This is a genomic window from Flavobacterium erigeronis, from assembly GCF_054075165.1.
This window is the reverse complement of the sequence record NZ_JBSKGP010000002.1, coordinates 170,339-183,576: the sequence shown is the minus strand read 5'-3', so window position 1 is coordinate 183,576 and position 13,238 is coordinate 170,339. Positions and strand designations below refer to the sequence as shown.

At 37.4% G+C, this 13,238-nt stretch carries 13 protein-coding genes; 3 read left to right on the top strand and 10 right to left on the bottom strand.

The annotated features are described in order from the left end of the window. Positions 1–35: 35 nt before the first annotated feature. The 3 genes from ACWA1F_RS04835 to ACWA1F_RS04825 all read right to left on the bottom strand — a co-directional run bounded on the left by ACWA1F_RS04835 (position 36) and on the right by ACWA1F_RS04825 (position 2,716). A complete protein-coding gene (locus tag ACWA1F_RS04835) occupies positions 36–1,205 on the bottom strand; it encodes a lanthionine synthetase LanC family protein (protein WP_456892018.1) in 1,170 nt (389 codons plus the stop codon). Positions 1,206–1,335: 130 nt separating this feature from the next. Next, positions 1,336–1,503, bottom strand: coding sequence for a TIGR04149 family rSAM-modified RiPP (locus ACWA1F_RS04830; protein WP_320492508.1), 168 nt, complete (start codon positions 1,501–1,503; stop codon positions 1,336–1,338). A 751-nt stretch (positions 1,504–2,254) separates the two neighbouring features. After that, positions 2,255–2,716 carry a hypothetical protein gene (locus tag ACWA1F_RS04825; protein ID WP_456892016.1) on the bottom strand — a complete coding sequence of 154 codons (462 nt, stop codon included), beginning with the start codon at positions 2,714–2,716 and terminating at the stop codon, positions 2,255–2,257. A 497-nt stretch (positions 2,717–3,213) separates the two neighbouring features. Between ACWA1F_RS04825 and ACWA1F_RS04820 the strand changes: the two genes are divergently transcribed. After that, a complete protein-coding gene (locus ACWA1F_RS04820; protein WP_456892014.1) occupies positions 3,214–3,771 on the top strand; it encodes a Rossmann-fold NAD(P)-binding domain-containing protein in 558 nt (185 codons plus the stop codon). A gap of 156 nt (positions 3,772–3,927) precedes the next feature. On the opposite strand, the gene ACWA1F_RS04815 is transcribed toward ACWA1F_RS04820, so the two are convergent. From ACWA1F_RS04815 to ACWA1F_RS04785, 7 genes are all read right to left on the bottom strand, one after another. Continuing rightward, positions 3,928–4,119 carry a hypothetical protein gene (locus tag ACWA1F_RS04815; RefSeq protein WP_091490842.1) on the bottom strand — a complete coding sequence of 64 codons (192 nt, stop codon included), beginning with the start codon at positions 4,117–4,119 and terminating at the stop codon, positions 3,928–3,930. Positions 4,120–4,311: 192 nt separating this feature from the next. Next, the gene (locus ACWA1F_RS04810) at positions 4,312–4,716 is read right to left on the bottom strand and encodes a hypothetical protein (RefSeq protein ID WP_456892012.1); all 405 of its coding nucleotides are present in this window, start codon (positions 4,714–4,716) and stop codon (positions 4,312–4,314) included. 289 nt (positions 4,717–5,005) lie between these two features. Continuing rightward, positions 5,006–5,566, bottom strand: a complete 561-nt coding sequence (locus ACWA1F_RS04805) for a hypothetical protein (protein ID WP_456892010.1) — start codon at positions 5,564–5,566, stop codon at positions 5,006–5,008. Positions 5,567–5,626: 60 nt separating this feature from the next. After that, positions 5,627–6,016, bottom strand: coding sequence for a helix-turn-helix domain-containing protein (locus ACWA1F_RS04800; RefSeq protein ID WP_456892008.1), 390 nt, complete (start codon positions 6,014–6,016; stop codon positions 5,627–5,629). Between the two features lie 103 nt (positions 6,017–6,119). After that, the gene (locus tag ACWA1F_RS04795) at positions 6,120–6,905 is read right to left on the bottom strand and encodes a DUF2490 domain-containing protein (protein ID WP_456892006.1); all 786 of its coding nucleotides are present in this window, start codon (positions 6,903–6,905) and stop codon (positions 6,120–6,122) included. Positions 6,906–7,104: 199 nt separating this feature from the next. After that, positions 7,105–7,905, bottom strand: coding sequence for a hypothetical protein (locus ACWA1F_RS04790; protein ID WP_456892004.1), 801 nt, complete (start codon positions 7,903–7,905; stop codon positions 7,105–7,107). Positions 7,906–8,337: 432 nt separating this feature from the next. Beyond that, positions 8,338–10,338: an alkyl/aryl-sulfatase gene (locus ACWA1F_RS04785; RefSeq protein ID WP_456892002.1), complete on the bottom strand. Its 2,001-nt coding sequence runs from the start codon at positions 10,336–10,338 to the stop codon at positions 8,338–8,340. Between the two features lie 902 nt (positions 10,339–11,240). Between ACWA1F_RS04785 and ACWA1F_RS04780 the strand changes: the two genes are divergently transcribed. Further along, positions 11,241–11,816: a Crp/Fnr family transcriptional regulator gene (locus tag ACWA1F_RS04780; protein ID WP_091490924.1), complete on the top strand. Its 576-nt coding sequence runs from the start codon at positions 11,241–11,243 to the stop codon at positions 11,814–11,816. Between the two features lie 68 nt (positions 11,817–11,884). Then, entirely contained in the window at positions 11,885–12,337 is a 453-nt protein-coding gene (locus ACWA1F_RS04775) for a carboxymuconolactone decarboxylase family protein (RefSeq protein WP_091490926.1), read from the top strand. Positions 12,338–13,238: the final 901 nt, after the last annotated feature.

Genomic DNA, 13,238 nt, shown 5'->3' with positions numbered 1-13,238 from the left:
GTTTACTTTGTTTTTTAATCAGGGAATAATTGACATTAATGTAAATTAAATATATTTAGCCATTGGGATGAAATGTGTTTTTTTAAGGTAAGCTCTCCCATACCTACACCTGCCAAGCCCGTTATTAGATTAGTTTCTTTCACGTATGAACCATTATGATAGGTTAAAAATTCATTAAAATCGTTTGTTTGAATAGATAGAATGTTTCTCCATTTATTTATTGAATAATTGAAATCGGTATCAGAAACTTGAGAGATCAGATCATATTGAAGGATAATTCCGATCGAACCGTGGCACATCGTATAATCTTTTACACCAGAATCAATTAGTGAAATATCTTCTAAATTTCTAATTAATTCTAGCGCTTCCTCAGAAATAGAATTTTCATTAAGATATAATCCTAAATTAAATAATGCATTAGAAATACCCAAATCTCCCTGACACCAGCTAATCAATGGATCAAACTGTGAATTATCTTCTAAAATAATTAAATTCGGGTAAAATTGTTTTGAGCCATTTGTCCTTTTATAATTGTTTAAAAAAACTTTTATAGCTTTTAATGGTATTTCGATGTCGTCCTCTATTTCAGGAACATTTCTTTTTAAATCAATTAAAAAATTTATATACCCTGCTGCACCGTGTGCCAAACCAAAATAATAGCAATGCTTGTTTGAAAAAACGGACTGAACTACTACATCATCAAAACTATAATTAATTTTTTCTATAAGTTCTTTTGTAAATTTGCTCAAGATTTCAAGTGCTAGAGAATCCTTTGTCGATTTGTAACGCTCTATAAAATATTTTGCAATCCCCATTGAACCATGTAAATAATCATAATTATTATCTACTGTTTGCTCATTAAGTTCTTCTTGCAACAATAAATCTATAGCTTCAAAATATTCTTTATCGACATTGATAATATTATTTTTTATTCTTAAAAGCATTATGCCATATCCTGCTATTCCGCTACAGAGAGTCATTGAAGTATTCTCCTCTTGAATGAGGTTATTAATTTTTTCGACAATACTTAAAAGCTTATCATGATGCTCTTCATTTCCAAAAACTTCAAATAGACTATTATAAAAAAGAGCTATTCCCGAAAGACCATCCATTAAACCTATTTTTCCTTCGTCATGAAAACTCTCCCAAATTTTTTGCTCTATCTTTAAAAATATTTCATCCATATCATAAAACTCTACAAGCAATTTTATTTATCTTTTTTATAAATATTTATATATATAAGAAAGAGCAATTTCCATTTAATTATGAAAATTACTCTTATCTAATACAATTGTTTATTTAACAATAGTGAATAAACAAAGTATTCTGAAATAATTAGTTAGTAGTACAATTCCATGCTCTTGATGTACATTTTACTGGCCACACAGAATCTTGATTACATTGACCAGATGTCTGCGCAGGTATATTTCCTCCTTTTACTGTAGCCAATTCTTCCTTATTCAATTTCTTTACTGTCAAATTTTTTAATTCTAATTTTTTCATTGTTAATTTTGTTAAAGGTTATTATTAATTTTGATGACATTAAAATTGCTCAATTCTATCAGTTTTTAACTACGTGCACTTAGTTCTTTCTATTAAGAATTGAATCAGTTTAATCAAAAGTATTTTTATTAAATCAGATATCCTTACGGTTTCCCACATTGTCAGATTTTTTTTTCAGCACTGAACATTTATTTCAGTTTCATTGTAAAATCTTGGTCCATTTCAATTTGGGGTGGACCTTTTTCAAACAAATAACTAAGGTGAATTTTAAGATTTTCTCCTCTCAAAGTTTTGTGGCAGAATCGTGGCACATTGGCTTTTGGAAAATTCTAAATCCAATAAAATCAATTGCTGACGAAATTAGGTTCGAAACTGTATTAAATCAAGAACTACTATACAAATAGCAATAAAGATTTCTGGCATAATCTAAGCACATTGAGTTTTTGAAAAACAGAAATCCACTGAATTGAATAGCTAACAAGTTAGGTTTGAAACTGTATTACACTGTTTTTATTTTAGTCATTTTATTTTGCTGAGAGGTTCGAGTCCCATTCCCGCTGCAAACCAGCACTTCTAAATATGTTTAAATTTTGCAATTCAAGTTTTGTGGCAGAATCATGGCGCAAGCTATACGTACAAAACAGAAATCCAGCAAAATCATGGGCTAACAAATTTAGGCTCATCCCTACCAAGCTCCTTTATGTGCTCGCAGAATATATAGTGCATAAAAATTACTTCCGCTGATGGATGCTCAGTCAAGAATGCCTTTTCCATATATTTTCTCCACATGGAAGATATAGCTGTCCAGTATCGCGGTGGGAAGGAAAAACCTGCTGACTGCAGCGGCTTTCGCATCTGACCTCTGATGTCCGAATGACCATTCCAATAGGTCCGCATAATCCTGAAGCTGGCTGGCATCAAGGACTTTTCGCAGGCACCTTTCCGTATTCGCAAACGATTTGAGCATGGGAAGATCATTGCGGCTATCTTCATACCGGTCGAGTCCGGCCAGTATCTCGTCAAACTCCTTCCGCAACAGCTCCAAAACTGCCTCCAGATTATGCCCGTAAAAGATGCTGGGCACAAGTCCGGCTTTATAGTGCGCATAATGCTCCTGCGATGCCAGCGGGTTTTCCAGATACTGCTCAAAAGTCTGGATCCTGCATGCATAATCCGCTTCAAAGATATTTGGGTTCTGATAATCTCTATCCATAACATCCGGCTTTTAAGTTATAGGCATAAAAATAGCTAATTTTTTATTGGAATCCAACTGCAAGGCAGCAGCTGCGGACGATTCCCCTTGCATTGAATGTTGCGCATCCGCTTTCTTTTTTTGATCTGCTGGAACAGCTGCTCCAGACGGATTTCAAAAGCGCAAATAGAAAAGATAAATTTTCAATTCAAAACGGGTTAAAAGGGCGGCCAAAGCAGTGCCCGCCCTCACCGGCGTATCTTTCAAAAAATACAAGACTAGAGAAAGATTCTTTTCCCGTAAAAAGGAGAATAAAACTGATTAATTCCCATTTTATTCTCCAGATATTTCACTAAGAAAAAAAACAATTTTGTTCGCCTTTTGCTAGCAGCATGGCAATCAAACCGTATATAAAAGTAATATTCATGCAAAAGTAATTTAAATGCTATTTACGTTTATTTGCTTTTTATAACTTTGGATATTGCGATAATGCAAATTTTAATTAAAAACAATACTTAATGCTTTCAGTGGATAAAAAGCCTATCGTAGGCATAATAGGTTTAGGGATATTCAGTCTAGATTTTGCGCAGAGATGTGCCGATGCAGGTTATGATATTTTGGTCGGCTCTATCGAATGTATTCACATCTGCAATGCAACTGTTGGAAAAATAGGAAAAAAGGCCCACGCAGTCCCGCTCGAACTTGCTGCATCAGCCGATATATTATTCATATTTTCTCCCAAAGAAAAGAGTTATCTGCTTAGCGCATCTCTGCCCTGCCTCGCAGGAAAAATGGTATTTTTTCACCAGTATTATTTTCAGAAGCGCGATATTAGGATTCGGGCAAATGAAAAAAAACTGCCCTTACCGTTATTGCTTTACAAAGCGCTAAGAGATGCGGATGTGGTTCAAATTTACAGCAGTTTGACAAAATCTGCATGCAGCGGCGCAAATTGTACGCTATACTACAGCACGAACTGTCCCGCAGCGGCAGAAACAGCAGCATTATTTCTTGATTCTATCAATTATAAAACGCCTATCTTCCTTAACAGTAAAGAATATAAAAATAGGCCATAATATATGCATAGTGAATGCATGCATCAAAAAACCGTACGAAAACACTATATTAAAATAAGCTTCTTATGCTGAAGGCGAGCTCTACCCATGAATTAAATATGAATCGCAAGCCCATTCAGACAAGATGGCAAATGGCTGGGTGAAAGTTTCCTGACGCTAGTTTTTTTTCTGCTGTCCCGGAGCATAAGCTTTAGCGCTTTTATCGCCAGTTATTTTTTTTGCCTGCCCCGGAGGAACTTTACCGGAGGATGCTGTATGGATATGCGCGCTGCAGCCGCTAAAGCCAACCACTAGCACTGCAATCGCAAGGATTGCCGGGTAAGATATTTTGTTTTTGCCTTTTTTCATAAAATTGATTTAAAACATTTACTATCAGGCAAATATATTTATTTATAAGCGAATATATTAAAAATAGAAGCCAAAATTCAAAAGAAAACAGCCTGAAGGCTGTTTTAGAGGTTAGATAACTGCTATTGAAAAGCCAAAACCTAGAAATCCATTCAAGTAAAGTATAAGGCATATTGACAGAAGCTTAAATAACTACAATTTCAAGGTAAGTCCGGCTCCAGGAGAAAATCCAGAAACATTCCCTCCGCCAATTTCTACGTAAACGCCCCATTTTTCGTTCCAAAACCACCTTCCCCCTATCTGCAGGCCTACATTAAAATCGCTTCCATCATGGCCGTTATTGTCATGGTTATGCCTTAAATCGAACGAATATCCGACATTACCGCCGCCGTATACATCCCAGGCATCATCTGTAATGCCAAATACATGATCAAAATAATAATTTCCCTTCACCCCAGCATTTAGCCAGTCAAGATCAAGAGTGGTTCCTACTCCGGGCGCAATGGTTAAATCCCTATGGACCGGTATTTTATAATTGATGCCTACAAGTCCAAATTCAATTCTTTTCTGGCCTGCGCAAATGCACCTGCAAAACATGATACTGCAAAAACTGATAGAGTAATCTTTCTCCTATTTTAAGATTTAATGTTATCTCCAAATTTAATTAAAATCATTCAATAAAACCCTAAAAAACAATCTACAAACCTCAATATCACCCTTTTGAATTGCTAACCGAATTATTCGACGGGAACGGGATTTGCAAAATCAGATAATAAGCCAAAAGAGCATAATTGATTGGCAGACAATTGCAATCGCCATTATCAGACAAATAACCTTTTAATAATCAAGATTCTTAATTAGATGCCCTTTATAAATCTTAGCAATATTAAAAACGTTTTCCTATGCCAATACCGATAGTCCAGGTATCATAAGCATCCCATTTAAAATCGTAACCAAAACTGCCTAAAAGTTCCCATCCTTCTGGCAGTTCATACCCGTATTCAATACCAGCTCTGGTCAATAGGAAGTCCTCTTCTTTGGCAAATTCGCCGCCCATTCCAAGTAAAAAGCTCCAATGGACGTTAAGCTTATAAATGCCCATAATGGCCGGGGCAATCGGATAGCTGCGTTCAATTGTTTTTTTCTCCCGGCCGCCTGACTGATTTTTTTCCACTGTAAATTTCTCGATAATAAAATCAGTATGAAGACCCGCAGCCCATCTCTTGTCAAAATGATAGGTGTAGTCAATTCCCCATGAGGGCAATGACAGCACTTCCCTATTTCCGTCATCGTCTCTTCCCTCAAAGACATGGGCATGACTAAGGACAATGGAGAGCTGATGGGGATCAAATGACTCTTGGGTTTGCTGTGAAAAACATTTAGAACCTAAAGAAAGTGCTGAACTGAAAATTAAAATTAATGTTTGAATGAATCCTGCCTTCTGCATTTGAAAAAATTTAAAATTAAAATCTGATTTGCCTCTGATTACCTAAACTATATTTTTGTTTCAATATGGCCTTGCGCTGTGCACTTTGTACAGTTTTAAATATACTGACGGTGCCATACCTACGTGTTTTTTAAAAGCCCTGTACCCCGTAGTCCTGGATTTAAAGCCAGAAGCCAGGATCATTTTTTCGGCCGTTAGCTCCTTCCAGTCAGCATCGTTAATTTTTCCTTTAAAATAATCGATCCTCTTCAAATTGATATAATCGGTAAAATGATGATTGATTTCCATATTGATCAGATAAGAAATAGCATGAAGCTGAATTCCCGTTTCTTTTGCAAGATCGGGCAGAGAAAACTCTTTTTTCAGAAAGAGCTTATTGCAGACCAGAACCCTTTCTATTTCTGCTAAATAAAATTTCTTTTCTATTGATGTTAACTTTTCATATCCCATAATTCTTATCTAATGCCCCCGAGCGGCATGCTCTGCAGTGAAAAACGAAAGCGGCCATTTGGGAACTGATTTTCTAATATTAAATCTATTGCAGCCCATAAAACTACAAATCACCTTCACCTTGATCAACCTGATTCTTTTTTCGTTTAAATGGTTTTGATAAGTGGGAAAATGCGTTGTTAAAAACACCTTTGATTTGAAAAGCATTTACTAATTTGTCTGTTCCGCTCCGTGGCATGATTTCATTGGCATAGGCCGCTTCAACTTTAAGATCATCTGAAAATGCAATGCCGCAACCCAGCATGGCACGGTTGCGGTCAAATACCTCCGGACCGCTTACCTGGCTTTTCGTTTTAAAAAAGAGTTCATCGGAAGCGAAAACATATATTTTCTTAAACTTTAAGCCAAAAGCAGAAAGCGGGCATACGGCCTTGATTTGGAGCCGCAGGCGCTGCACAGCTTCCATATAATTTTCATCGGTCTCCATGTGCCTGTCCTCGAACCTTGCCCGCAAGTTCATTTTAAGGGCCGGAGACTGAAATGCACTATAAGTTGCCTGCAGGGCAGATCTGAATTCCCGTGATTTTTTTTGATTTAATTCGGGAACGTTTTTATTTGAGTAATTAGAAATAAAAGCAGAAAATTTCCATTTTTCAAATCGGTAATAATGGATCCATCCCCTAACATAAAACTGGGTTATGCCGTGAAACATATTGGAGCCATCCGGCGTGCTGCTTGACACAAATCCTGCATCGGCCTGCAGCACCCAATTCTGGCTTATATCCCTTGCAAAATCATACTGATTCCAGAACTGGTTCAATTCATCGGTCTGGGTCGAAGAAAGGGAGGCCACAAAATAAAAGAAAGAAAGGTAAATACATCTCAGCATAATGGCACAATAGAAAATAGCTCATAACAGAAAAAAAAACTTAGTCCCCGTTTTAGAGAAGTCACAAAAATTTCAGCACAGACAACAACAGATTCCGGTTTTAAAAGTAAATTCTAAAAAGATAAAGATTAAGGTTACGGCAGATATTTGCAGCTGGCATAGAAGCAGAAGATACCGCTTCATTATTCCTGCAAATAAACTACTTAGGAAAAAGAAAAATAACCATAGCCCTCCATCCCCAATCCGCTCTCATGCTTTCTGGGGCAATAAGATGCACACGGGGCCCGATAGCCAGCGAAATTTTTTGCTTGCCGATGCTTGTCACCCCGCTGACATTGGGAATCAGCCATACTGATGTGGTTCGGGCTTCCCAATTCTGTGTCCATTCGCCTACAACCCCTATGCCGGCTCCGCTTTTCCAGTTGTGGGTTATAAAAGGCTGCACAAACATTTGGCTTACATCAGGACGGTCATCGCTTCCCGCTACGCTCCACAATTGATTCACCAGTGCACCTATGGTCCATCCGTTGGTCTGCTTTAAGGCCACAGCAGTCGGACCTATGCCGAACTTTTTACCGGTGAGCAGATCATCTGTCCCGGTAGGAATCAGAAAAGCGGGTCCCGCTCCCCATGTAAAGCCGTTCTTAGTATTTTTAGGGCTGAAAAAAGCGCTGGCCACTGCATCGCTTAATCCGCTCTGTTTTTCGGAGATTCCCGTAATGTTGTTTTGTGTAACTATAGGCAGTACAACCCTTCCTATCAAATTTAAGTTTTCGTTTATGCTTATTGGTATGACCGGCTGAAAGTTGAGCGTATTGCGGCTTCCTTTTAAATCTCCAATGCCGTAATCACTGTTGTTCTGAAAAGGCACGCTGATCAAACTGGCAATCGGATTGGCAAGCTTCTTGGCCAATTCGGCAGCGTCATCCTGTGCATGAAGAGTAGCAATAGTGAAAAATAAAATACAGAGTAAAAATCTTGTGTTGGATATCTGATTCATAAATTTTAGTGTTAAGTACATTTTTAGAGTTTCACGTTCTTATGCGGCATACGGCAGAAAGGTTAAAATCAATATTTGAAAGCAGAGGTTTTTCACTTCTCTATAAGCTGAAATCTCAGCCATGGGGAAGTAATATCAGACTTGCAAAAGGCTGTCGGCATTTTTTTTTTGAATGGCTGCAGATTTATCTCCTGCAGCCATATATTCCAATTATGCACTGCCTTGGTAAAGTTATATTCCTTTATATAAAAAAAGCTCTCTTTAAAAATGTGGTGAGAATATTTTTTAGTTATAGTTTCATGCCTGATGCCGGCTGATAAATTAAGGATACCTGCTGAAATACTCTGTGATCTCAACAAACATTTATTGCTCCCGGCGGTTATCCATCATTGAGCACTTTCAGGCTGATTCTTGATAATCATCACTATAATGTTAAGGCTCAACAATATTAAACCAGAAATTAAAACTGTCTATTTTCCCTAAAAATGATGTAAACGCATTTTGATCCCCGTCAATTTTGATTGCTTTTGATTTGAGTAAATCAGCAAAAGTGGCCTCTTTCAAACTTACTCTGTTCAGATCGCTCCTGTTAATTGTAATTGTCGCTGTAACATTGTCTTTCACGCTTCCGCCAATTCTGGGGTTTACAACTCCATTTGCTATTATCAAAGCCACTTTTTCATTTACATCGGGAAGTACGATATTAAAATTGTATTTCATGGCGGCGGCATCCGCTTCTGTTCCTTTGAATTTCATGGCCAGGAAATTAAAGAATAAGTCAGTGCTCATACCGCGAACCATATCCGGACCTGCAGTATCCGGCGAGGGCAACACCCTAACTCCATTTCGTAACTCTGCTGCCCCTGACAGATAAAAGTTTCTCCAGGGCCCTGATTCAGCCACATAACCAAGCTGTTCGTATGCGTCTGCAAGAAGATTTCTGGCATCCTGATTTTTTGGATCTGCAAAAACGGCATGGCTGACAACTTCAGCTACCCAGCGGTACTCCCCTTTATCATATGATTTTTTTGCATTCGATAATAGATTATCAATTCCTCCTATAATCTCAACATATTTTTTGCCGGCATCTACAGGAGTTAGTTTATTTAAATTGGAAGGATTCCCATCAAACCATCCAAAATACAATTGATACTGCGCGCGCACATCATGGCTTAAAGTTCCATAATAGCCTCGGCTGTAAAATTCTTTATCTAACGATTCAGGAAGTTTCAGCATCTCGGCAATCTCAATTGGGGTATAACCTTCATTGGCCAGCCTTAAGGTCTGGTCATGAATAAAACGATATAAATCACGTTGTTTCTCCCAGTATGGTTTTATATTTTTATTCTCCCATGTTGGCCAGTGGTGAGAAGCAAAAGAGAATTCTACATCATCGCCCCATTTGGCAAGTGCCAAATCAATATAAGCACTCCACTTCTGGCCGTTACGTACTTGTGCCCCTCTTAAGGTATATAGGTTATGAAGCGTATGTGTCAAATCTTCTGACTGGCAGAATGCTTTTAGTTCAGGAAAATAAAACATCATTTCAGCAGGCGCCTCAGATTCAGGAGTATAAATAAATTCTACTTTTAAACCATCAACCGTTTTTTGCTCACCGGAGAGTTTACTGATTTTAACCGTACCATCCAAAATCCCGGCCAATCCGGTAGAAGTGGTTTGCCCTAAACCTGTTCCTAATGTCCCTTTTGCATCTTTTGGAAGTAAATTTCCGTACATATAAGAGGCTCTTCTTCCCATTGTATTTCCTCCCATCACATTCTCACTGATAGAATGATCAAAAAAACCTTCCGGAACATAAATTGGAATTTTACCGCTTTTCACATCTTTTTCGTCAACAACACCTCTTATTCCTCCAAAGTGATCAATATGGCTGTGTGTAATGATAACTGCCGCAACCGGTCTCTTTCCTACCTTTTCATTGGCTAATGCTAATCCGGCTTTCGAGGTTTCCGGAGACAAAAGAGGATCGATTATAATCCATCCTGTTTTACCTGCGATTAACGTCATATTGGCCAAATCAAATCCTCTGATTTGATAAATCGAACCTTTTTTTACTTCAAATAGACCATTTATACTGTTCAGCTCACTTTGTCGCCATAAACTTGGGTTTGTGGTTGCAGGCGCAGTACCTTTTATAAAATCATACTGCTTCATATCGTAGACCACATTTCCTTTCGCGTCTTTTATATTTCCTCCCGGAATTGTAGCGATCAGACCTCTTTTTGCATTCTCATAATCAGTTTTGTCTGCAAATGGCAAGTAGGATAACAAATCATTATTAGCTTTCTGAGTAAAATTAGTTGCTTCCTTTTGATTTTTATCTGTTTGTATCTTTTGGGAATATGTCTTCATCATAACAAATAAACTTATTAATGATAAAAACCTGACTGTTGTTTTTGGTACTCTTTTCATATCTGTAGATTTAAGTTAAATGATTATACTAAGTTGAAATAGCGGAATCTAAAATTAATTCCAAAATATTAAAAGAGAATTCTCTTATAGAAAAAAGGTTGTTTCAAATTATAATTTGAAACCAAAAAACAGAATATGCAACATCTCTGGCTTGAAAACCATTTACAGGGATATGGACAGTCAAAAACAGCTGTCAATCTTTTTTCACTGGAATTAGACACACGCGCAAAAGCCCATAATGTACGAAGCTATTCCTTCGATAAGTTCCCATTTTTTTGTGAGTTTATTTAAACAGAATTGCTTACCTTAATAATTCCAACTAGATGAGCGCCATGGATCTATTTAATTTTGAATCGTATAATAACTTTATTCAGCTTTATGCTATTTTATATTTGGAGAAAATAAGTTTCTAATAGAATTCATTTTTTTTTTCCAAAAAAATTATAAGTTATTTTTTAAAATAGTTCATAAACGGGTTTTAATGTAGACCGTTTTAACACAGAAAGTAAAGGCTGTCTTTTTTTTAGAATTGAATACAATACACAAACTAACTGCTTTTTTAAATGAAACCCCGAGCGGTACAGCCAAACCAAATTCACAAAGCCGCTAAGGACAAACACTAAATGCAGTAAGCGACTTTTTCAGTTCATCCGGAACTTGTTGCGCGACTGAGGCAAAATGCTGATTTATTTCTCATAAAAAACTGATTTGAATTGAAATGCAGTATCGGTGCATTAAGCTTCAAAATTAACTTAAGACACTGTAATAAAATACCGCGTAAAACTTAATATCGAAACATTACTATGCTTTTTATTGCTATATTTGTCTGATAGCGCGCCAGCGGCACCATTCGGATTAAAAAGCTGGCCAAACAGTCAAAACCAATATGTCATTTACTCCGGATGTACAATATACTCAAAAACCATATAGCCAAGTTCGCACAGGTCTCAGACAATGACTTTGAGCAGATCAAAAAATACTTCAACATAAAAGAAACGTGTAAAAAAGAAAATCTGCTAAAGGAGGGACAGATCTGCCGGCATCATTATTTTGTTTTGGAAGGCCTGCTTAGAAAGTTTTATATTAATGAGAAAGGCACCGAGCAGACCACTGAATTTGCCATAGAAACCTGGTGGATTACCGATAACTTCGCCTACGAGAACCGGCTCGCGACAGAATTTTTTATTCAGGCAGTAGAGAAATCCACGCTGCTTTACATCACTTCGGAGAACCAGCAGAAGCTGCTGGAGGAGTTTCCGGTAATGGAGCGCTATTTCCGTTTTGTCTATCAGCGGGCTTATGCAGCGGCCCAGAAACGCATCAAATTTCTTTTCTCTTTCTCTAAGGAAGAGTTTTATTTTCAGGCTGTCAGAAACCACCCCGAATTCATCCAGCGTGTTCCCCAATACCTGATCGCTTCCTACCTGGGATTCACTCCCGAATATTTAAGCGAAATCCGCAAAAAGCTTCTTTCTTAAACCAGTTTAAGTTTTTTTATTTTCTTATTATTCAATTTTGCATGGAACAATTTTAAAAGAATAATACCATGCAAAAAAGACTTAACATTAAGCAGGCCGCCCCCGATGCACTAAAAGCGATGATCGGCCTTGAAAGCTACCTCTCAAAGATTTCCATATCCAAGACAGCCAAAGAACTCATAAAGATACGTGCCTCGCAGATCAACGGCTGTGCCTACTGCATCAACATCCACACTCAAGATGCCGTTAAAAACGGCGAGACAAACCAGCGCATTTTTCTCCTGAGTGCATGGAGGGAAGCCGGGGACATTTTTACAGAAGAGGAAAAAGCAGTACTGGCGGTAACCGAAGAAATAACGCTGATCCATGAGAATGGACTAACGGATGAAACCTATTCAAAGGCTCTGCTGTATTTCAGCGAAAACCAGATAGCAGATATAATAACGGCCGTAATTACCATCAATCTTTGGAACAGGGTTGTTCTCAGCACCCGCCTTCTTATAGGAGAAAGTTTAGCATAAGATAGCAAAAAAAAAAAACGGATTTAATCACGAATGATTCCAAAGGTTTAGAATTGCAATTGAATTTGATTATAAGGGGCCCGATTTATTTCGGGCTCACTGCTTTTACTAAAAACTCATTTAGGATTACCAATTGGTAAACTATTTAATATTTCCAAAGAACAGCATATTGCATATTCCGCTATTTGTCACCAAACTATCCGGTCAGCTGCTTAGCTTTGATAGCAGCGTAAATCCTTTTGCACTCAGGTCCAAGAAGATCAGAACGGAATAGCGGAAAAAGCTCCTAAAAAATGCCATTAGCAGCCCTTGCCGCCTAAAGGCGTCTATTGAAAGTCAGAAATTTTGTAAAATTCTTTTATCAGCAAACTAAAGCTAAACAAATCGCAGGCAAATGCCGTTAAACGATAATTGTAATGAGTAGCACCGCTATAAACGACAGTATCGAAAAAAACATCACATTTATCATCATGCTTTTTCTATTTATTGAATCCTGCGCTTTATCTATTTCATTAATTCTTTTCTTTTCGTGCGTTTTCATTATATAGTTAAATTTTGAATAAGTGCAAAATTATAGCTCATAGGCGGGAAACATTTACAACTTACTCCTTCAAATTATCATAATTCCGATAAATGGCGGGTCAAGATAAACGACAATACTGGAGCTGCCATCAAATTTTATGATTAAAAAATTAATACAGTTTGTTCTGTTTAAATAGACTATTCAATAACTTTTCCATCGATCCCCAGCAGGATAGCCAAACCAAATTTATAAAGTCAATGAAAGACAGCCTCTACTTCCAGTAAGCCAATCTCTTCAAATCTTCCATAAATTTTGTTGAAATTTGTCCCGTCTGGGTCACTAGTCGGGACAAAAGAAAAACATCATCTTTTGTCGTGT